Annotated in this window: 22 protein-coding genes; 16 read left to right on the forward strand and 6 right to left on the reverse strand. The window is 61.4% G+C overall.

Annotated features, from left to right (window positions below):
- Nucleotides 1-3: 3 nt before the first annotated feature.
- The 4 genes from AB9L16_RS24285 to pilG all read right to left on the reverse strand — a co-directional run bounded on the left by AB9L16_RS24285 (nt 4) and on the right by pilG (nt 3,641).
- Nucleotides 4-2,052 (reverse strand): methyl-accepting chemotaxis protein, encoded by a 2,049-nt coding sequence (locus AB9L16_RS24285; RefSeq protein WP_041476807.1) that lies wholly within the window; start codon nt 2,050-2,052, stop codon nt 4-6.
- Between the two features lie 208 nt (nt 2,053-2,260).
- Entirely contained in the window at nt 2,261-2,800 is a 540-nt protein-coding gene (locus AB9L16_RS24290) for a chemotaxis protein CheW (RefSeq protein WP_016772745.1), read from the reverse strand.
- 10 nt (nt 2,801-2,810) lie between these two features.
- Nucleotides 2,811-3,176 carry a twitching motility response regulator PilH gene (pilH, locus tag AB9L16_RS24295; protein ID WP_016772744.1) on the reverse strand — a complete coding sequence of 122 codons (366 nt, stop codon included), beginning with the start codon at nt 3,174-3,176 and terminating at the stop codon, nt 2,811-2,813.
- Between the two features lie 60 nt (nt 3,177-3,236).
- Nucleotides 3,237-3,641, reverse strand: coding sequence for a twitching motility response regulator PilG (pilG, locus tag AB9L16_RS24300; protein ID WP_016772743.1), 405 nt, complete (start codon nt 3,639-3,641; stop codon nt 3,237-3,239).
- Nucleotides 3,642-3,866: 225 nt separating this feature from the next.
- On the opposite strand from pilG, the gene gshB reads away from it, so the two are divergent.
- From gshB to AB9L16_RS24335, 7 genes are all read left to right on the forward strand, one after another.
- The gene (gene gshB / locus AB9L16_RS24305) at nt 3,867-4,838 is read left to right on the forward strand and encodes a glutathione synthase (RefSeq protein ID WP_056786399.1); all 972 of its coding nucleotides are present in this window, start codon (nt 3,867-3,869) and stop codon (nt 4,836-4,838) included.
- A gap of 107 nt (nt 4,839-4,945) precedes the next feature.
- A complete protein-coding gene (locus AB9L16_RS24310; RefSeq protein ID WP_039757551.1) occupies nt 4,946-5,845 on the forward strand; it encodes an energy transducer TonB in 900 nt (299 codons plus the stop codon).
- A 135-nt stretch (nt 5,846-5,980) separates the two neighbouring features.
- The gene (locus AB9L16_RS24315) at nt 5,981-6,553 is read left to right on the forward strand and encodes a YqgE/AlgH family protein (RefSeq protein ID WP_016772739.1); all 573 of its coding nucleotides are present in this window, start codon (nt 5,981-5,983) and stop codon (nt 6,551-6,553) included.
- Nucleotides 6,553-6,990 (forward strand): Holliday junction resolvase RuvX, encoded by a 438-nt coding sequence (gene ruvX, locus AB9L16_RS24320; protein ID WP_041476809.1) that lies wholly within the window; start codon nt 6,553-6,555, stop codon nt 6,988-6,990. The genes AB9L16_RS24315 and ruvX overlap by 1 nt, the downstream gene beginning before the upstream one ends.
- An 81-nt stretch (nt 6,991-7,071) precedes the next feature.
- The gene (gene pyrR / locus AB9L16_RS24325; protein WP_016772737.1) at nt 7,072-7,578 is read left to right on the forward strand and encodes a bifunctional pyr operon transcriptional regulator/uracil phosphoribosyltransferase PyrR; all 507 of its coding nucleotides are present in this window, start codon (nt 7,072-7,074) and stop codon (nt 7,576-7,578) included.
- Between the two features lie 27 nt (nt 7,579-7,605).
- Nucleotides 7,606-8,610 (forward strand): aspartate carbamoyltransferase catalytic subunit, encoded by a 1,005-nt coding sequence (locus tag AB9L16_RS24330; protein WP_016772736.1) that lies wholly within the window; start codon nt 7,606-7,608, stop codon nt 8,608-8,610.
- Nucleotides 8,607-9,878 carry a dihydroorotase gene (locus tag AB9L16_RS24335; RefSeq protein WP_024014656.1) on the forward strand — a complete coding sequence of 424 codons (1,272 nt, stop codon included), beginning with the start codon at nt 8,607-8,609 and terminating at the stop codon, nt 9,876-9,878. Before AB9L16_RS24330 ends, AB9L16_RS24335 begins: the two co-directional genes overlap by 4 nt.
- Nucleotides 9,879-9,961: 83 nt before the next feature.
- Here the strand turns inward: AB9L16_RS24335 and AB9L16_RS24340 are convergent, their stop codons facing one another.
- The gene (locus tag AB9L16_RS24340; RefSeq protein ID WP_016772734.1) at nt 9,962-10,396 is read right to left on the reverse strand and encodes a TM2 domain-containing protein; all 435 of its coding nucleotides are present in this window, start codon (nt 10,394-10,396) and stop codon (nt 9,962-9,964) included.
- A 248-nt stretch (nt 10,397-10,644) separates the two neighbouring features.
- On the opposite strand from AB9L16_RS24340, the gene AB9L16_RS24345 reads away from it, so the two are divergent.
- The gene (locus AB9L16_RS24345; protein WP_024014657.1) at nt 10,645-11,262 is read left to right on the forward strand and encodes a C40 family peptidase; all 618 of its coding nucleotides are present in this window, start codon (nt 10,645-10,647) and stop codon (nt 11,260-11,262) included.
- Between the two features lie 125 nt (nt 11,263-11,387).
- Here AB9L16_RS24345 and AB9L16_RS24350 read toward each other — a convergent pair whose 3' ends face one another.
- Nucleotides 11,388-12,422: a type IV pilus twitching motility protein PilT gene (locus AB9L16_RS24350; protein ID WP_016772732.1), complete on the reverse strand. Its 1,035-nt coding sequence runs from the start codon at nt 12,420-12,422 to the stop codon at nt 11,388-11,390.
- A 56-nt stretch (nt 12,423-12,478) separates the two neighbouring features.
- On the opposite strand from AB9L16_RS24350, the gene AB9L16_RS24355 reads away from it, so the two are divergent.
- The 8 genes from AB9L16_RS24355 to hemW all read left to right on the forward strand — a co-directional run bounded on the left by AB9L16_RS24355 (nt 12,479) and on the right by hemW (nt 18,838).
- Nucleotides 12,479-13,165: a YggS family pyridoxal phosphate-dependent enzyme gene (locus AB9L16_RS24355; protein WP_071172225.1), complete on the forward strand. Its 687-nt coding sequence runs from the start codon at nt 12,479-12,481 to the stop codon at nt 13,163-13,165.
- A 23-nt stretch (nt 13,166-13,188) separates the two neighbouring features.
- Nucleotides 13,189-14,007 carry a pyrroline-5-carboxylate reductase gene (gene proC, locus AB9L16_RS24360; protein WP_150743565.1) on the forward strand — a complete coding sequence of 273 codons (819 nt, stop codon included), beginning with the start codon at nt 13,189-13,191 and terminating at the stop codon, nt 14,005-14,007.
- 11 nt (nt 14,008-14,018) lie between these two features.
- The gene (locus AB9L16_RS24365; RefSeq protein ID WP_039757546.1) at nt 14,019-14,609 is read left to right on the forward strand and encodes a YggT family protein; all 591 of its coding nucleotides are present in this window, start codon (nt 14,019-14,021) and stop codon (nt 14,607-14,609) included.
- Between the two features lie 205 nt (nt 14,610-14,814).
- Nucleotides 14,815-15,954: a homoserine O-acetyltransferase gene (locus tag AB9L16_RS24370; protein WP_071172223.1), complete on the forward strand. Its 1,140-nt coding sequence runs from the start codon at nt 14,815-14,817 to the stop codon at nt 15,952-15,954.
- Nucleotides 15,955-15,961: 7 nt separating this feature from the next.
- Nucleotides 15,962-16,582: a methionine biosynthesis protein MetW gene (gene metW / locus AB9L16_RS24375; RefSeq protein WP_056786380.1), complete on the forward strand. Its 621-nt coding sequence runs from the start codon at nt 15,962-15,964 to the stop codon at nt 16,580-16,582.
- Nucleotides 16,583-16,608: 26 nt separating this feature from the next.
- Entirely contained in the window at nt 16,609-17,043 is a 435-nt protein-coding gene (locus AB9L16_RS24380) for a DUF4426 domain-containing protein (RefSeq protein ID WP_110644428.1), read from the forward strand.
- Entirely contained in the window at nt 17,040-17,636 is a 597-nt protein-coding gene (gene rdgB / locus AB9L16_RS24385) for an RdgB/HAM1 family non-canonical purine NTP pyrophosphatase (RefSeq protein ID WP_110644429.1), read from the forward strand. Before AB9L16_RS24380 ends, rdgB begins: the two co-directional genes overlap by 4 nt.
- Complete coding sequence (gene hemW, locus AB9L16_RS24390; RefSeq protein WP_236167714.1) at nt 17,633-18,838, forward strand: radical SAM family heme chaperone HemW; 1,206 nt, start codon at nt 17,633-17,635, stop codon at nt 18,836-18,838. Before rdgB ends, hemW begins: the two co-directional genes overlap by 4 nt.
- Nucleotides 18,839-18,844: the final 6 nt, after the last annotated feature.

Here is an 18,844-nt window from a genome sequence, read left to right on the forward strand (position 1 = left end):
CACTCACGCTTTATCTGTCGCCGCCGGCAAGGTGAAACCGGACACCGAACGGCGCAACTGACTGGCCATTTTCGCCAGGTTGCCGATGCTCTCGGCGGTGGCCGTGGACCCCGACGAGGTTTGCGAGGTGATCTGCTGGATCACATTCATCGTCAGCGAGATCTGCCCGGCCGAAGAGGTCTGCTGCTGCGCCGCGTTGGAAATGCTCTGGATCAGCGCCGCGAGGGTCTTGGATACGCCTTCGATTTCTTCCAGAGCCACACCGGCATCCTGCGCCAGTCGCGCGCCGCGCACCACTTCGGTGGTGGTCTGTTCCATGGAAATCACCGCTTCGTTGGTGTCGGCCTGAATCGCCCGCACCAGGGTTTCGATCTGCCGGGTCGCGGCGGACGAACGTTCGGCCAGCCGTTGCACTTCGTCGGCAACCACGGCAAAACCGCGCCCGGCGTCGCCGGCCATCGATGCCTGGATCGCCGCGTTGAGGGCGAGGATGTTGGTCTGGTCGGCGATGTCGTCGATCAGGCTGACGATGTCGCCGATTTCCTGAGAGGACTCGCCGAGGCGCTTGATGCGCTTGGCGGTGTCCTGAATCTGTTCGCGGATGTTGTCCATACCGTGGATGGTGTTGTGCACCACCTCGTTGCCCTTGTTGGCGATTTCCACGGAACGCTCGGCCACCGCCGACGATTCGGCAGCGTTGGCCGAGACCTGATCGATGGACTCGGCCATGTCGCTGATCGCTGTCGAGGCTTCGGAAATCTGCTGGGCCTGTTGCTCAGACGCTTGGGCCAGATGCATGGCGGTGGCCTGGGTTTCCTGCACAGCGGCGGCAACCTGGCCGGCGGTGAGGTTGATGGTCGCCACCAGATCGCGCAATTGGTCGACGGAATAGTTGATCGAGTCGGCGATGGTGCCGGTGAAGTCTTCGGTCACCGAAGCGGTCACGGTGAGGTCGCCATCGGCGAGGTCTTCGATTTCGTCGAGCAGGCGCATGATCGCGTTCTGGTTGCGCTCGTTCTTCTCGGCGGTCTCGCGCAATTGGCGATTGGTTTCGCGGACCATGACCAGACCGATGAGGATGATCGAGGCCAGCGCCAGCAAGCCCAGCACATAGCCGCCAATGGTGTCGGTGTTGCGCCCGCCGGCCAGATGCTCGAAACCTGTAGCAAGGTGTGAGGCTTCGTCGAGCAGGGTTTGCGACAGGGTGAAGATGTTGCTCGCCGATTCGCGCACCTTGAACAGCTCTGGCGAGGTTTCGAGGATTTCATCCACGGAGCCGGAAACGAACTGGAACAGCTCGGAAATTTCGCTCAAACGCGCACGGGCGTCGCGGTCTTCGACCTGGCTGATTTTCAGCGCCGGGTTGCCCTGCAACATGCCGTTGAGCACCAGACCGAAACGCGCGGCATCGCGGCCAAAGGCATCGGCGGCCTGCTGCGAGTTTTCGTCACCGGCGAGCACGGTGTTGACGGCACCGAGGATGCGTTCGGCAAGCAACGATTGCCGTTGCGCCATTGCCACCTGCGCCGCCGGAGCGCCGCGCTGGAGCAGGATTTCCACGACTTTTTCGTATTCGATCTGCAACTGCGGCACGGTTTCGGCCAGCGTCGCGGCGACCTGATGCAGCGACAGCACGGTCTGTTCGCTGCTGAGGATCGCATCGGTGTTTTTCAACAGGCGCTCCCAGTCCATCTGCACCGCGCGCATTTCCGGGCGCACGGCGACGGGTGCCGGCGGCAGGCCGGTGTTCGGGTCACCCTTCTTCAGGTAGCCCCAGCGCTGGGCAAAATCGTTGCGCGCATCACTGAGCAGTTTGAAGGCGGCCGCCTTGCCCGCCGCCGCTTCGGTGGCGTTCTTGGCGATGCGTTGCGAGAGCACGCGCAGTTCGCCGGCATGGCCGATGTACTGCTTGTCGTAGTTCGCCTGGGTGTTGAGGTACGCGAAGTTGGCGAACAGCAGCATGATGAACACGATCAGTGCGATAAACAGCACGATGATCTGTGCGCGACTGCGCGATGCTTCTGCCGACTTGCCTGTTTTTGCTTTTGTCATCGGTCCTCGCCTATGAAACCTGCCATGGCCCTTGTGGGAGCGAGCCTTGTGACGAGGGGATTTATCCCCGTTCGGCTGCGAAGCAGTCGCAAAAATATCGCATGCGCTGACGGTGTCAGGCATTGCAGTCTTTGGGGCCGCTGCGCGACCCAACGGGGATAAACCCCTTGCCACATGGCCCGCGTCCACGTGGGTTCTGTTGTTCGTGCTATAGAGCCACACCCATGAACACCGGAGACCTGGCCAGTGCGAACAGGCTGAACACCCGCCAGTTCTGTTCACGGCGGAAATAGCCTTTGACGAATTCGGCCTTGGAGCCCTGGCGCTTGCTGATCGACAGCGGCTCGAAACTGCCCTGTTCGAAATGCTGCAAGCCGATGACCTCATCGACCATCACCCCGGCGAACACGTCTTCATGTTCCACCACCAATACCCGCCGTTGTTTGCGCAGCGGCGACAGTTCATGGCCGAAGAACCCGCACAGGTCCATGATCGGCAGCAGCCGCCCGCGCAGATTGGCGACACCCTTGACCCACGGCTTGACCCCGGGCAACTGGGTGAAGCGCGGTTCATGCAGGACTTCGCTGACTTCGCCCATCGGCGCCACATACCAATGCTCGCCGAGGCGAAAGCCGATGCCGCTCCAGCGATCCGGGCGCGCCGCTTGCGACGGCAGGTCGGCTGCCAGCAGGCGGCAGCGCTGGTCGATCTGCCAGAGCAGTTCGAACGCGGTCAGCGATTCGTTCATGATCGCGCGATCAGCCGTTGAGGACGTTGTTCAGGGTCTTGATCAGGGTGTCTTCGTCGACCGGTTTGGTCAGGTAATCCTTGGCGCCCTGGCGGGTGCCCCAGACCTTGTCGGTTTCCTGATCCTTGGTGGTGATGATGATCACCGGGATGTGCGCCGTGTCGGCATCCTTGGTCAACTGCCGGGTCGCCTGAAAACCGTTGAGGCCCGGCATGACGATGTCCATCAGCACCGCGTCGGGTTTTTCCTGACGGGCCAGGGCCACGCCGTCGGCGCCGTTCTCGGCCTTGAGCACTTCATGGCCGTGCTTTTCGAGCATGCCGGTGAGTTTGTACATTTCAGTCGGCGAATCATCGACGATCAGGATACGTGCCATGGTCTTCCCCATTTTTCTGGTCGACTGCCGGCCCGCTGGCCGAGCGTCACTGTGCGTGTCTTACTGCGGCAAAACGGCGGCGAAGCCCGGAACATGGGCCTGGATCGCGTTGAGCAGTTCTTCTTTGCTGAACGGCTTGGTCAGAAATTGATCAGAGCCGACAATCCGCCCCTTGGCCTTGTCGAACAGACCGTCCCTGGACGACAGCATGATCACCGGCGTCGCCTTGAAGGCGCTGTTGTTCTTGATCAGGGCGCAGGTCTGATAACCGTCCAGACGCGGCATCATGATGTCGACAAAGATGATCCCGGGATGGTGGTCGGCAATCTTCGCCAGCGCATCGAAACCGTCGATGGCGGTGATCACTTCGCAACCGACATTCTTCAACAATGTTTCGGCGGTGCGGCGAATCGTTTTCGAGTCGTCGATCACCATGACCTTCAAGGCGCTGGACTGCTGTTCCATAAGAGGGTTCTACCGTCGCCTTTGCGAATCAAATTGTCCGTTTTGCTGTGAATAATGGCCTGAAACCCTTGAAACCCATGGGGCGGCGCGATCTGCCAGCCTTTTTAGCACAGTCTCCAGATGCAATCTATCGACGGGTTTTTCCTTGACCCGAAACCCGCCCGGCGCCACTCTGGAGGCACTTTTTCAATACCGATCCGGTAGCCAAATTTCGAGGAAAACCCAATGAGCGTTCGCGTCGGGATTGTCATGGACCCTATCGCCAGCATCTCCTATAAAAAGGATAGCTCGCTGGCCATGCTGCTGGCCGCGCAGAAGCGTGGCTGGGAACTGTTCTACATGGAACAGAAAGACCTGTATCAGGCCGAAGGCCAGGCGCGGGCGCGGATGAGCCCGCTGAAAGTCTTCGCCAACCCGGACAAATGGTTCGAGCTGGACGCCGAACAGGACAAGCTGCTGAGCGACCTGGACGTGATCCTGATGCGCAAGGATCCGCCGTTCGACATGGAGTTCGTCTACTCCACTTACTTGCTGGAACAGGCCGAAGCCGCCGGCGTGCTGGTGGTGAACAAGCCGCAGAGCCTGCGCGACTGCAATGAAAAGCTGTTCGCCACGCTGTTTCCGCAGTGCACGCCGCCGACCATCGTCAGCCGCCGCCCGGACGTATTGCGTGAGTTCGCCGACCATCACGGTGACGTGATCCTCAAGCCGCTGGACGGCATGGGCGGTTCGTCGATCTTCCGCCACACCGCCGGCCACCCGAACCTCTCGGTGATCCTCGAAACCCTGACCCTGCACGGCAAGCAGCAGATCATGATTCAGGGTTACCTGCCGGCGATCGTCGATGGCGACAAGCGCATCCTGATGATCGATGGCGAGCCGGTGGATTACTGCCTGGCGCGGATTCCGGCGCTGGGCGAAACCCGTGGCAACCTCGCCGCCGGTGGCCGTGGCGAAGCGCGTCCGCTGACCGAGAAGGATCGCTGGATCGCCGCCCAGGTCGGCCCGACCTTGCGCGAGAAAGGCCTGCTGTTTGTCGGCCTCGACGTGATCGGCGAGCACCTGACCGAAATCAACGTCACCAGCCCGACCTGCATCCGCGAAATCGACAATGCGTTCGGCACTGATATCGGCGGGATGCTGATGGATGCGATCGATAAAAAGCTGCAAGCGGCCGGCAAAAAGCCACAAGCTTGATGTACGTCACATGCAGCCTGTCGCTTGAAGCGTGAAGCCCAAGGCGCGAAACCAACATTGCGTTATCATGCGCAGCCTCTGAAAAACGCGATGTTGGTTTTCTTGTCATGACCCTCCCGTCCGATCTGCCCGCTGAACTCGCCCATCGTGGCGTGCGCCCGGCCGATCGCCTCGGTTTTACCCTGTTTCTCGCGGCGCTGATTCACCTGGCGCTGCTGCTCGGCGTCGGCTTCACCATGGTCGAGCCGCAGCAGATCAGCAAAACCCTGGAAATCACCCTGGCCACCTTCAAGGCCGAGAAGAAGCCGGAAAAGGCAGATTTTCTCGCTCAGGAAAACCAGGAAGGCAGCGGCACGCTCGATAAGAAGGCCCTGCCCAAGACCACTGAAGTCGCGCCTTTCCAGGACAATCAGGTCAAAAAGGTCACCCCGCCGCCCGCCGCCAAGCCAGTGGTGCAGGAAGCCGCACCGAAGGCAGCGGTGACCACCGTCGCGCCGAAACCGAAAAAGGCGCCGACCAAGAAAGAAGAAAGCAAAACCGAAGTCAAACCGACCGTCGACGCGCCGGTGTTCGACAGCTCGCAGTTGTCCAGCGACATCGCCAGCCTCGAAGCAGAGCTGGCCAAGGAACAACAGCTGTACGCCAAACGCCCGCGCATCCATCGCTTGAGCGCGGCCTCGACCATGCGCGACAAGGGCGCCTGGTACAAGGACGACTGGCGCAAGAAGGTCGAGCGCATCGGCAACCTCAACTACCCCGAAGAAGCACGGCGCAAGCAGATCTACGGCAATTTGCGCCTGATGGTCTCGATCAACCGCGACGGTTCGCTGTATGAGGTGCTGGTGCTCGAATCCTCCGGCCAGCCGCTGCTCGATCAGGCCGCGCAGCGCATCGTCCGCCTGGCCGCGCCGTTTGCACCGTTTACCGGCGATCTGTCGGACATCGACCGCCTGGAAATCATCCGCACCTGGAAATTTGCCCGGGGCGACAAGCTCTCAAGCAATTAAGAGAAAAATCAAAAGATCGCAGCCTTCGGCAGCTCCTACAGTGGGCCTGCGTACACCCTGTAGGAGCTGCCGAAGGCTGCGATCTTTTAAAGCCTCAGCTTGTCAGTTCGCCCTTGCGACGCCACACTAGCGCTCATGAAAAACGTCAGCCCCAGCTACCTCAAGCATCACTTCCTGATCGCCATGCCACACATGGCCGACCCGAACTTTGCCCACACCTTGACCTACATCGTCGAGCACACGGCCAATGGCGCGATGGGGCTGGTGGTCAACAGGCCGCAAGACTTGAACCTGGCCGACATCCTCGAACAGCTGCGCCCGGACATCGAGCCGCCGGCACGCTGCCAGGATGTGCCGATCTTCATCGGCGGGCCGGTGCAGACCGATCGCGGTTTTGTCCTGCACCCGGCGGGCCAAACGTTCCAGGCCACGGCGCAGCTGGACGGCGACCTGGCCCTGTCGACTTCGCAGGACGTGCTGTTCGCCATCGCTGACGGCGTCGGCCCCGCGCAGAGCCTGATCACCCTCGGTTACGCCGGCTGGGAAGCCGGGCAACTGGAAGCCGAACTGGCCGACAACGCCTGGCTGACCTGCCCTTTCAACGCCGACATACTGTTCAACACCCGCAGCGAATTGCGCCTGGAAGCGGCAGCGCGGCACTTGGGCATCGATCTCAATCTGCTCACCAGCCAGGCAGGTCACGCCTGATGGCCCTGCGCCTGATTCTCGGCTTCGACTACGGCACCAAACAGATCGGCGTCGCGGTCGGCCAGGTCATCACCGGCCAGGCCCGCGAGCTGTGCACTTTGAAAGCGCAGAACGGCGTGCCGAACTGGGATCAGGTCGAAGCGCTGATAAAAGAATGGAAACCCGACGCCGTGGTGGTCGGCCTGCCGCTGAACATGGACGGCACGCCGAGCGACATGTGCGTGCGCGCCGAGAAATTCGCCCGCCGCCTCAACGGCCGCTACAACCTGCCCTTCTATACCCACGACGAACGCCTGACCACTTTCGAAGCCAAGGGCGAGCGACTGGTGCGTGGCGGGCAGAAAGGCAGTTACCGCGACAACCCGGTGGACGCCATCGCCGCTGCCCTGCTGCTGCAGGGCTGGCTCGATGAAAACACTGCATTGTTTGAATCCTGACAAGCGCTTCGGCGCTTTTCTTTTGGTTATAAACCGAGCTTCGTCCAGCAGGACGCAGCGCGGAATCACGAAGGAGCAACCATGAGCCTGCCCAATCCCGCCGATCTGATCAGCCAGATGGCGACCCGCCTCAAGGCGCACCTTGCCCAGCGTGACATCAGCGAACCGCGTTACATCGGCATCCGCACCGGCGGCATCTGGGTCGCTCAGGCGCTGCTCAAGGAACTGAACAGCGATGCGCCACTGGGCACGCTGGATGTGTCCTTCTATCGCGATGACTTCAGCCAGAATGGCCTGCACCCGCAAGTGCGCCCGTCCGCCCTGCCCTTCGAGATCGAAGGCCAGCATCTGGTGCTGATCGACGACGTGCTGATGAGCGGTCGGACTATCCGCGCCGCGATGAATGAATTGTTCGATTACGGCCGCCCGGCCAGCGTCACCCTGGTCTGCCTGCTGGACCTGGACGCCGGCGAGCTGCCGATCCGCCCCAACGTGGTCGGCGCCACCCTGACCCTGGCCGGCAACCAGCGGGTCAAGTTGTCCGGCCCCGAGCCGCTGACGCTCGAACTGCAAGACGTCACCCTTTAATCCGCCCTATTGAGAGTCCCCCTCGCGATGACGCCTCTAGATACCAAGCGCCCGCTGCAGCTCAATGATCAGGGCCAGCTGCGCCACTTCCTCTCGCTCGACGGTTTGCGCCGCGAGTTGCTGACGGAAATCCTCGACACTGCCGACTCGTTCCTTGAAGTCGGTGCCCGGGCGGTGAAGAAAGTCCCGTTGCTGCGCGGCAAGACCGTGTGCAATGTGTTCTTCGAGAACTCCACGCGCACCCGCACCACGTTTGAACTGGCGGCCCAACGGTTGTCGGCAGACGTGATCACCCTGAACGTGTCGACATCGTCGGCGAGCAAGGGCGAAACGCTGCTCGATACCCTGCGCAACCTTGAGGCGATGGCCGCCGACATGTTCGTCGTGCGCCACGGCGACTCGGGCGCGGCGCACTTCATCGCCGAGCATGTCTGCCCGCAGGTGGCGATCATCAACGGCGGCGACGGCCGGCATGCGCACCCGACCCAAGGCATGCTCGACATGCTCACCATCCGTCGGCACAAGGGCGGTTTCGAAAACCTCTCGGTGGCGATCGTCGGCGACATCCTGCATTCGCGGGTGGCGCGCTCGAACATGCTCGCGCTGAAAACCCTTGGCTGCCCGGATATCCGCGTGATCGCGCCGAAAACCCTGCTGCCGATCGGCATCGAGCAATACGGCGTCAAGGTCTACACCGACATGGCTGAAGGCCTGAAAGACGTCGACGTGGTGATCATGCTGCGCCTGCAGCGTGAACGCATGACCGGTGGCCTGCTGCCCAGCGAAGGCGAGTTCTACCGCCTGTTCGGCCTGACCACCGCGCGTCTGGCCGGGGCCAAACCCGATTGCATCGTCATGCACCCGGGGCCGATCAACCGTGGCGTGGAGATCGAGTCGGCGGTGGCCGACGGCCCGCACTCGGTGATCCTCAATCAAGTGACCTACGGCATCGCGATTCGTATGGCCGTGCTGTCCATGGCCATGAGCGGGCAGACTGCGCAACGTCAATTCGAGCAGGAGAACGCCCAGTGAAGCTCAGCATTCTCGGCGCACGCGTCATCGATCCCAGCAGCGGCCTGGATCAAATCACCGACATCCACGTTGAAGCCTGCAAGATCGTCGCCCTCGGCGCCGCACCGGCCGGTTTCAGCGCAGTAGAAACCATCGATGCCCAAGGTCTGGTCGCCGCGCCTGGCCTGGTCGACCTCAACGTTGCCCTGCGCGAGCCGGGCTACAGCCGCAAAGGCTCGATCGTCAGCGAAACCCGCGCCGCCGCTGCCGGTGGCGTGACCAGCCTGTGCTGCCCGCCGAAGACCAGACCGGTGCTCGACACCTCAGCCGTCGCCGAACTGATCCTCGACCGCGCCCGCGAAGCCGGCAACACCAAGGTGTTCCCGATCGGCGCGCTGAGCAAAGGTCTCGACGGTGAGCAATTGGCCGAACTGGTGGCCTTGCGCGACGCCGGATGCGTGGCGTTCGGCAACGGTCTGGAGAGCTTTCGCAACAGCCGCACCCTGTGCCGGGCGCTGGAATATGCGGCGACTTTCGACCTGACGGTGATCTTCAACTCGCAGGATCACGATCTGGCCGAGGGCGGTCTGGCCCACGAAGGCGCGGTCGCCAGTTTCCTTGGCCTGCCGGGGATTCCGGAGACGGCGGAAACCGTGGCGCTGGCTCGCGATCTGCTGCTGGTCGAGCAAACCGGCGTACGTGCGCATTTCAGCCAGTTGACCAGTGCGCGCGGTGTGGCGCTGATTGCCCAAGCGCAGGCCCGTGGCTTGAAGGTAACGGCGGATGTTGCGTTGTATCAGCTGATCCTGACTGACGAAGCGCTGATCGACTTCAACAGCCTCTATCACGTGCAACCGCCGCTGCGCACCCGCGCCGATCGCGATGGCCTGCGTGAAGCTGTGAAGTCCGGGGTGGTCTCGGCCATTTCCAGCCATCACCAGCCCCACGAGCGCGACGCCAAACTGGCCCCGTTCGGCGCCACCGAGCCGGGCATCAGCAGTGTTGAGTTGCTGCTTCCGCTGGCGATGACGCTGGTTGAGGATGGTTTGCTCGATCTGCCGACGCTGCTGGCACGTCTCAGCGCAGGCCCGGCCGAAGCGCTGCGCCTGCCGGCGGGCAAACTGGCGGTGGGCGGTGCGGCGGATATCGTGCTGTTCGATCCGAAGTCATCCACGGTGGCCGGTGAACAATGGCTGTCGAAGGGCGAGAACTGCCCGTTCATCGGGCATAGTCTGCCGGGCGTGGTGCGCTATACGCTGGTGGATGGGCGGATTACGCACCAGGCTTGATAGCCAGTTGACCCCTTCGCGAGCAGGCTCGCTCCCACAGGTATTGCGATGATTCCTGTGGGAGCGAGCCTGCTCGCGAAAGCTTACTGAAAGGCGCCCCGATTCTGCGCGTTGCGCACCGACACCTGATCGTTCAGCGTCCAGAAGTCATACAGCACGCCAATAAAGAACAACCCGCCGGTCAGCAGATACAGCAAGCCGCTGATCCATTTGCCCTGATACATCCGGTGCACGCCGAACACACCGAGGAAGGTCAGCAGAATCCACGCGACGTTGTACTCGATCGGCCCGGCAGCAAAGCGCAAATCCGCTTCGCGATCCATCGCCGGGATCAGAAACAGGTCGATCAGCCAGCCAATCCCCAGCAAACCGAAGGTGAAGAACCAGATCGTCCCGGTCACCGGTTTGCCGTAGTAAAAGCGGTGCGCGCCAGTGAATCCGAAAATCCACAGCAGGTAGCCGATGACTTTGCTGTGAGTGTCTTTTTCTTTCACGCGGGGTAGCTGATAGCTGTTCATTAAGACCTCATTGCACTCGATAGATAAATATTCTTCATTTCTTTGTGACTTTTTTACAGGTGGCCGACGTATGGCAAATGTTACCGTTGCTAGCGCGAAACCCTTGTAGAACCTGACTTCTGTCGGACAATTGCGTACTTTTTGAGCGTTTTTGGTTCCGTGGCCGGCGGAATGAATCGATGAACGGCCTCGGAACGACAAAAAAAGCTGTTATAAAGTTGCGCGCTATCACTTATGAGCCACGCCTAATGCGACCATTTTTCAAGACATGGCTGACTATTTGCCTATTAATGCCACTGGCCGCCCACGCCACCAATCGTGAGCAACGTCTTCCCAACGTCAACGGCTTCACCCCTAAATCCCATGCTTCGGCTCCTTCGAGCAAAAGCAGCAAGAGCAAGACCACCACGCTGAGCAGCAAGAGCCGCAGCAAGCTGGTGCCACCGATGGCGAGCAAGGAAAGCAGCAATGTGCTGAGCCGTGCGGTAAACGTCCTCGGTACACCTTATCGTTGGGGCGGCAGCAGCCCAAGTAAAGGCTTCGATTGCAGCGGTCTGGTGAAATACGCGTTCAACGACGCTACTTTCGACCTGCCACGCACCTCCAACGCCATGGCCAGCGGTCACGGCGAGAAAGTCGAGCGCAAGGATCTGAAGCCGGGCGATCTGATTTTCTTCAACATCAAGAGCCGTCGGGTCAACCACGTTGCCATCTACCTGGGCAATGATCGCTTTATCCACGCCCCGCGCCGTGGCAAAGCGGTGAGCATCGACACGCTGAACAAGCCGTACTGGGAAAAGCATTACGTCGTCGCCAAACGCGTGTTGCCGAAAGAACAACAGCAACTGCGCGTAGTCCAGCGCTAACACCATACCGATCGTTCCCGCGCTCCGCGTGGGAATGACTCAATGGACGCTCCGCGTCCGCTTCGGCAGGGACGCAGAGCGTCCCGGGCTGCATTCCCACGCAGAGCGTGGGAACGATCACTCCCTCAAAAATTATCCGGCGTACGCGCTTTCTCGCGCGCATGCTCGCGGCTGATCAAGCCCTTGGTCACCAGATCCTTCAGGCACATATCGAGTGTCTGCATCCCCAACGAACCACCGGTCTGAATCGCCGAATACATCTGCGCCACCTTGTCCTCGCGGATCAGGTTACGAATCGCCGATGTCCCGAGCATGATTTCATGCGCCGCCACCCGCCCGCCGCCGATCTTCTTGATCAACGTCTGCGACACCACCGCCAGCAACGACTCTGACAGCATCGAACGCACCATCGATTTCTCGTCGCCGGGAAACACGTCGACCACGCGGTCGATGGTCTTCGCCGCTGAGGTCGTGTGCAGCGTGCCGAACACCAGATGCCCGGTCTCGGCGGCGGTCAGCGCCAGGCGAATGGTTTCCAGATCACGCATCTCGCCGACCAGAATCACGTCCGGGTCTTCACGCAAGGCCGAGCGCAGTGCGGTGGCGAAGCTGCGGGTATCGCGGTGGACTTCGCGCTGATTGATCAGGCATTTGCGCGATTCATGGACGAATTCGATAGGATCTTCGATGGTGAGAATATGGTGATGGCGATGGGTGTTGAGGTAATCGATCATTGCCGCCAGCGTGGTCGACTTGCCGGAGCCGGTCGGCCCGGTGACCAGCACCAGCCCGCGCGGCGCATCAGTGATCTTGCGGAAAACATCGCCCATGGCGAGGTCTTCCATGCTCAGCACTTTCGACGGGATGGTGCGGAACACCGCGCCGGCGCCACGGTTCTGGTTAAAGGCGTTGACCCGAAAGCGCGCCACGCCGGGCACATCGAAGGAAAAATCCGTTTCCAGATTTTTCTCGAATTCGATGCGCTGGGTGTCGTTCATGATGTCGTAGATCAGATCGTGCACTTGCTTGTGATCCAGCGCCGGCAGATTGATCCGTCGCACGTCGCCATCGACACGGATCATCGGCGGCAGGCCGGCCGACAGGTGCAGGTCGGAAGCGCCCTGTTTGGCGCTGAAGGCCAGCAGTTCAGTGATATCCATAGCGTCCCTCAATTCCAGTAGAATGCCGCGAACCTACAGACCGCCGGCGCCTCTTGATGTCCACGATAGCAGACAACATTCTTCAGGTTAGTTCGCGCATCCAGGCAGCGGCGAAAGCTGCGCACCGCGACGAAAACAGCATCCATTTGCTCGCCGTGAGCAAGACCAAACCCGCCCAGGCTCTGCGTGAAGCCTATGCCGCCGGGCTGCGCGACTTCGGCGAGAACTACTTGCAGGAAGCCTTGGGCAAACAGCTGGAGCTGGCCGACCTGCCCTTGATCTGGCACTTCATAGGCCCCATTCAATCGAACAAGACTCGCGCGATTGCCGAGCATTTCGACTGGGTGCACTCCGTGGATCGTCTGAAAATTGCCCAACGCCTGTCCGAGCAGCGCCCGGCCGAACTGCCGCCCCTGAACATCTGCATTCAGGTCAATGTCAGCGGCGAGGCGAGCAAATCCGGTTGCACCCCGGCCGATCTGCCGGCGCTGGCCGAGGCCATCAGCGCCCTGCCCCGGCTGAAATTGCGCGGACTGATGGCGATTCCCGAGCCGACCGAAGAGCGCGCTGAACAGGACGCTGCCTTCGCCGCCGTGCAGACATTGCAGGCGAGCCTCGCTCTGCCGCTCGACACACTGTCCATGGGCATGAGCCACGACCTCGAGTCGGCCATTGCCCAAGGCGCCACCTGGGTGCGGATCGGTACGGCGCTGTTTGGCGCCAGAGATTACTCCCAGTCTTGAACGTTTCCAGATAAGGACCACACATGAGCAACACACGTATTGCGTTTATCGGTGCGGGCAACATGGCGGCCAGTCTGATTGGCGGCTTGCGCGCCAAAGGTCTGGAAGCGGCGCAGATCCGCGCCAGCGATCCGGGCGAAGACACCCGTGCCAAGGTCAGCGCCGAACACGGCATCGAAACCTTCGCTGACAACGCCCAGGCCATCGACGGCGTCGATGTCATCGTGCTGGCGGTCAAGCCACAGGCGATGAAAGCCGTGTGCGAGGCGATTCGCCCAAGCCTGAAACCGAATCAACTGGTGGTGTCGATCGCCGCCGGCATTACCTGCGCAAGCATGACCGCGTGGCTCGGCGAACAGCCGATCGTGCGCTGCATGCCGAACACCCCGGCGCTGCTGCGTCAGGGTGTCAGCGGTTTGTACGCGACCAGCGAAGTAACCGCCGAGCAGCGTCAGCAAGCCGAAGAGCTGCTGTCCGCCGTCGGCATCGCCCTGTGGCTGGAAGAAGAACAGCAACTGGACGCGGTCACCGCAGTGTCCGGCTCCGGCCCGGCGTATTTTTTCCTGTTGATCGAAGCGATGACCGCCGCCGGCGTCAAACTTGGCCTGCCACAAGAGATCGCTGAGCAACTGACCGTGCAGACTGCTCTGGGCGCCGCGCACATGGCGGTATCCAGCGATGTCGACGCCGCCGAATTGCGTCGCCGCGTGACCTCGCCAAACGGCACCACGGAAGCAGCGATCAAATCATTCCAGGCTGGCGGCTTCGAAGCGCTGGTTGAAACCGCACTCGGCGCCGCCGCGCACCGCTCGGCCGAAATGGCCGAACAACTGGGCAAATAAAGGAGCCTTACATGATCGGATTGAACACCGCAGCGGTTTACGTGCTGCAAACCCTCGGCAGCCTGTACCTGCTGATCGTGCTGCTGCGCTTCGTCCTGCAACTGGTGCGGGCGAACTTCTACAACCCGCTGTGCCAGTTCGTGGTCAAGGCCACTCAGCCGCTGCTCAAGCCTTTGCGCCGGATCATCCCAAGCCTGTTCGGCCTCGACATGTCGTCGCTGGTGCTGGCGATTCTGGTGCAACTGCTGCTGATGGCGCTGACCCTGCTGCTGACCTACGGCACCACCGGCAACCCGCTGCAACTGTTGATCTGGTCGCTGATCGGCGTCACTGCACTGTTCCTGAAGATCTTCTTCTTCGCTCTGATCATCAGCGTGATTCTGTCGTGGGTTGCACCGGGCAGCCACAATCCGGGCGCTGAGCTGGTCAACCAGATCTGCGAGCCGGCGCTGGCACCGTTCCGCCGCTTCCTGCCGAACCTTGGTGGCCTGGATCTGTCGCCGATCTTCGCCTTCCTTGCGCTTAAATTGATCGACATGCTGGTGATCAACAATCTGGCGGCGATGACGATGATGCCGGAGATTCTGCGTTTGCTGATGTAAGCCAGTGCGCTCGGTCTGACTGACCGAGTCGCCTTTTTCGCGAGCAGGCTCGCTCCCACATTGGAATGCATTTCAACTGTGGGAGCGAGCCTGCTCGCGAATGGCTGCACCTTGGTCCGAAGCGAAAACGCCGGACCTGATCGTTGCTTGCCGCTAACCCCCCCGGTCTTTAGACTTACGCCTCATTTCAACGAGAGCAGGGTCGATGCCAACTGCCTTTCCCGCCGATTCTGTTGGTCTGGTAACGCCGCAAACCGCGCATTTCAGCGAACCGCTGACGCTGGCCTGTGGCCGTTCGCTGGCCGCTTATGACCTGATTTATGAAACCTACGGCACGCTGAACGCCCAGGCGAGCAACGCCGTGCTGATCTGCCACGCGCTGTCCGGTCATCATCACGCCGCTGGTTATCACAGCGTCGACGACCGCAAGCCCGGTTGGTGGGACAGCTGCATCGGCCCCGGCAAGCCGATCGACACCAACAAATTCTTCGTGGTCAGCCTGAACAACCTCGGCGGCTGCAACGGCTCCACCGGCCCGAGCAGCGTCAACCCGGAGACCGGCAAGCCGTTCGGCGCCGACTTCCCGGTGCTCACCGTGGAAGACTGGGTGCACAGCCAGGCGCGCCTGGCTGACCTGCTCGGCATCGGCCAGTGGGCGGCGGTGATCGGCGGCAGCCTCGGCGGCATGCAGGCGTTGCAATGGACCATCACCTACCCCGATCGCGTGCGGCACTGCCTGGCCATCGCCTCGGCACCAAAACTGTCGGCGCAGAACATCGCCTTCAACGAAGTCGCGCGCCAGGCGATCCTCACCGATCCGGAATTCCACGGCGGCTCGTTCCAGGAAGCAGGCGTGATCCCCAAGCGCGGGCTGATGCTGGCGCGCATGGTCGGGCACATCACCTATCTGTCCGATGATTCCATGGGTGAGAAATTCGGCCGTGGCCTGAAGAGCGAAAAGCTCAACTACGACTTCCACAGTGTCGAGTTCCAGGTCGAAAGCTACCTGCGTTATCAGGGCGAAGAGTTCTCCGGGCGCTTCGATGCCAACACTTATCTGTTGATGACCAAAGCGCTGGACTACTTCGATCCGGCGGCGAACTTCGACGATGATCTGGCGAAAACCTTCGAAAACGCCACGGCCAAGTTCTGCGTGATGTCGTTCACCACCGACTGGCGCTTCTCCCCGGCGCGCTCGCGGGAACTGGTGGATGCGCTGATGGCCGCGCGCAAGGACGTCAGCTATCTGGAAATTGACGCACCGCAAGGCCACGACGCCTTCCTGATTCCGATCCCGCGTTACTTGCAGGCGTTCGGCAATTACATGAACCGCATTTCGTTGTGAGAAAGCCATGAGAGCTGATCTGGAAATCATCCAGGAATGGATCCCCGCCGGCAGCCGCGTCCTCGACCTGGGTTGCGGTGACGGCGAGCTGCTGACCTGGCTGCGCGACAACAAGAACGTCACCGGTTATGGCCTGGAAAACGACGCCGACAACATCGCCGAGTGCGTGGCCAAGGGCATCAACGTCATCGAGCAGGATCTGGACAAAGGCCTGGGCAATTTTGCCAGCAACAGTTTCGACATCGTCGTCATGACCCAGGCCCTGCAAGCGGTGCATTACCCGGACAAGATCCTCGACGAAATGCTCCGGGTCGGTCGCCAGTGCATCATTACCTTCCCCAACTTCGGCCACTGGCGCTGCCGCTGGTATCTGGCGAGCAAGGGCCGCATGCCGGTCTCGGAATTCCTGCCTTACACCTGGTACAACACGCCGAACATTCACTTCTGCACCTTCGAGGACTTCGAAGAGTTGTGCCGCGAACGTGACGCCAAGGTCATTGATCGGCTTGCCGTGGATCAACAGCACCGCCACGGGTGGGCCAGTAAGCTATGGCCTAATCTGTTAGGTGAAATCGGTATCTACCGCGTCAGCAGTCCGCAGTTGGCGGACGCCCGAGTCGCGGTCTGAGCCAGGGCATTTGAAGGAGCACGAACATGAGCCGTCTAGCGTTGCTGTTATTCACCGCCTGCCTGAGCGCCAGCACCATGGCGGCGGACGTCATCAAAGGTGAGCGCAAGGAAACCTTCGGCGACATCACGGTGCACTACAACACCTTCAACTCGACGTTCCTGCAACCGGACATCGCCAAGGCTGCCGAGCTGATCCGCAGCAAGAACCAAGGCGTGATCAACGTCTCGGTGGTCAAGGACGGCAAACCGGTGATCGCCAGCGTCACCGGCACGATCAAGGACCTGACCAGCAACAGCGTGCCGCTGAACTTTCGCCAGGTCACCGAACAGGGCGCGATCTACTACATCGCCCAGTACCCGGTGCCGCAGCAGGAAACCCGCACCTTTGAAATCAAGGTGCAGAACGGCGACAAGATCAACACCATCAACTTCAACCAAGAACTCTTTCCCGGCGAATGATGAACATCAAGCAGCTCGTACTGGCCAGCCATAACGCCGGCAAACTCAAAGAACTTCAGGCCATGCTCGGCGACTCGGTGCAACTGCGCTCGATTGGCGAATGGAGCAAGGTCGAGCCGGAAGAAACCGGCCTGTCGTTCGTCGAGAACGCGATTCTCAAGGCCCGCAACGCCGCGCGCATTTCCGGGCTGCCGGCACTGGCCGATGATTCCGGGCTGGCGGTGGATTTCCTTGGCGGTGCGCCGGGTATCTACTCGGCGCGTTACGCCGACGGCCAGGGCGATGCGGCAAACAACGCCAAACTGCTCGATGCGCTGAAGGACGTGCCGCAAGCCGAGCGCGGCGCGCAGTTCGTCTGCGTATTGGCACTGGTGCGCCACGCCGATGATCCGCTGCCGATTCTCTGCGAAGGCCTGTGGCACGGGCGCATCCTCACCGCTGCCAGCGGCGAGCACGGCTTCGGTTATGACCCACTGTTCTGGGTGCCGGAGCGCGGCTGCTCCAGCGCCGAACTGAGCCCGGCCGACAAGAACCAGATCAGCCACCGCGCCCGTGCAATGGATCTGCTGCGCCAGCGTCTGGGCTTGAAATGACCACTGATTCTTCCGCGTCGTCGCTGATTATCGGCGGCGCCGCGTCCTCGCCTCGGGCGCCGCTGCCAACTCTGCCGCCCCTGGCGCTGTACATCCACATCCCGTGGTGTGTGCGCAAATGCCCGTATTGCGATTTCAACTCGCACACCGCCAGCCCGGTGCTGCCGGAGCAGGAATACGTCGACGCGCTGCTGGCCGATCTCGATCAGGATCTGCATGCGGTGTATGGCCGTGAGCTGACTTCGATTTTCTTCGGTGGCGGGACGCCGAGCCTGTTCAGCGCCGAAGCCCTTGGGCGCTTGTTGACGGGCGTCGAACAACGCATCCCGTTCGCTGCCGACATCGAAATCACCCTTGAGGCCAATCCGGGCACCTTCGAGCAAGAGAAGTTTGTCGCCTATCGCAAGCTGGGGATCAATCGGCTGTCGATCGGTATCCAGAGCTTTCAGCAGGAAAAGCTTGAGGCCCTTGGCCGCATCCACAACGGTGACGAAGCCGTGCGTGCGGCGGGCATGGCGCGGCAGGCCGGGTTCGATAACTTCAACCTCGACTTGATGCACGGTTTGCCCGATCAGTCGCTGGACGATGCCCTGAGCGATCTGCGCCAAGCCATTGCGCTGAAACCGACGCACATTTCCTGGTATCAACTGACGCTGGAGCCCAATACGGTGTTCTGGAATCAGCCGCCAGTGCTGCCGGAAGACGACACGCTGTGGGACATTCAGGAAGCCGGCCAGGCGCTGCTGGCCGAGCACGGTTACGCGCAGTACGAAGTGTCGGCGTATGCCCAGGCCGGTCGCCCTGCGCGGCATAACCTCAATTACTGGAGCTTCGGCGACTTCATCGGCATCGGCGCCGGCGCCCATGGCAAGTTGAGCCACCCGGACGGGCGCATCGTGCGCACATGGAAAACCCGCCTGCCGAAGGATTATCTGAACCCGGCGAAAAGCTTTCAGGCCGGCGAGAAATCCCTGAGCAATGACGAGATGCCGTTCGAGTTCCTGATGAACGCCCTGCGCCTGACTGCCGGGGTCGAATCGCGCCTGTATCCGGAACGCACCGGCCTGTCGCTGGACACCCTCGCCGAAGGCCGGCGCGAGGCCGAACAAAGCGGCCTGTTGCAGGTCGAACCGTCACGCCTGGCGGCGACCGAACGCGGCCAACTGTTCCTCAACGATTTGCTGCAACAATTTCTGAACTGACTTCAG

The sequence above is a fragment of the Pseudomonas sp. LW8 genome, assembly GCF_041956865.1.
GTDB classification, from domain to species: Bacteria; Pseudomonadota; Gammaproteobacteria; order Pseudomonadales; family Pseudomonadaceae; genus Aquipseudomonas; species Aquipseudomonas siliginis.

Coding starts and splice junctions, on each gene's coding strand:
- pilH (WP_016772744.1), bottom strand. CDS start 3,176: ATGGCACGTATCCTGATCGTCGATGATTCGCCGACTGAAATGTACAAA.
- rdgB (WP_110644429.1), top strand. CDS start 17,040: ATGATGAACATCAAGCAGCTCGTACTGGCCAGCCATAACGCCGGCAAA.
- AB9L16_RS24340 (WP_016772734.1), bottom strand. CDS start 10,396: ATGAACAGCTATCAGCTACCCCGCGTGAAAGAAAAAGACACTCACAGC.
- ruvX (WP_041476809.1), top strand. CDS start 6,553: ATGGCCCTGCGCCTGATTCTCGGCTTCGACTACGGCACCAAACAGATC.
- AB9L16_RS24310 (WP_039757551.1), top strand. CDS start 4,946: ATGACCCTCCCGTCCGATCTGCCCGCTGAACTCGCCCATCGTGGCGTG.
- gshB (WP_056786399.1), top strand. CDS start 3,867: ATGAGCGTTCGCGTCGGGATTGTCATGGACCCTATCGCCAGCATCTCC.
- hemW (WP_236167714.1), top strand. CDS start 17,633: ATGACCACTGATTCTTCCGCGTCGTCGCTGATTATCGGCGGCGCCGCG.
- proC (WP_150743565.1), top strand. CDS start 13,189: ATGAGCAACACACGTATTGCGTTTATCGGTGCGGGCAACATGGCGGCC.
- AB9L16_RS24345 (WP_024014657.1), top strand. CDS start 10,645: ATGCGACCATTTTTCAAGACATGGCTGACTATTTGCCTATTAATGCCA.
- metW (WP_056786380.1), top strand. CDS start 15,962: ATGAGAGCTGATCTGGAAATCATCCAGGAATGGATCCCCGCCGGCAGC.
- pilG (WP_016772743.1), bottom strand. CDS start 3,641: ATGGAACAGCAGTCCAGCGCCTTGAAGGTCATGGTGATCGACGACTCG.
- pyrR (WP_016772737.1), top strand. CDS start 7,072: ATGAGCCTGCCCAATCCCGCCGATCTGATCAGCCAGATGGCGACCCGC.
- AB9L16_RS24285 (WP_041476807.1), bottom strand. CDS start 2,052: ATGACAAAAGCAAAAACAGGCAAGTCGGCAGAAGCATCGCGCAGTCGC.
- AB9L16_RS24365 (WP_039757546.1), top strand. CDS start 14,019: ATGATCGGATTGAACACCGCAGCGGTTTACGTGCTGCAAACCCTCGGC.
- AB9L16_RS24355 (WP_071172225.1), top strand. CDS start 12,479: ATGTCCACGATAGCAGACAACATTCTTCAGGTTAGTTCGCGCATCCAG.
- AB9L16_RS24370 (WP_071172223.1), top strand. CDS start 14,815: ATGCCAACTGCCTTTCCCGCCGATTCTGTTGGTCTGGTAACGCCGCAA.
- AB9L16_RS24330 (WP_016772736.1), top strand. CDS start 7,606: ATGACGCCTCTAGATACCAAGCGCCCGCTGCAGCTCAATGATCAGGGC.
- AB9L16_RS24380 (WP_110644428.1), top strand. CDS start 16,609: ATGAGCCGTCTAGCGTTGCTGTTATTCACCGCCTGCCTGAGCGCCAGC.
- AB9L16_RS24350 (WP_016772732.1), bottom strand. CDS start 12,422: ATGGATATCACTGAACTGCTGGCCTTCAGCGCCAAACAGGGCGCTTCC.
- AB9L16_RS24315 (WP_016772739.1), top strand. CDS start 5,981: ATGAAAAACGTCAGCCCCAGCTACCTCAAGCATCACTTCCTGATCGCC.
- AB9L16_RS24290 (WP_016772745.1), bottom strand. CDS start 2,800: ATGAACGAATCGCTGACCGCGTTCGAACTGCTCTGGCAGATCGACCAG.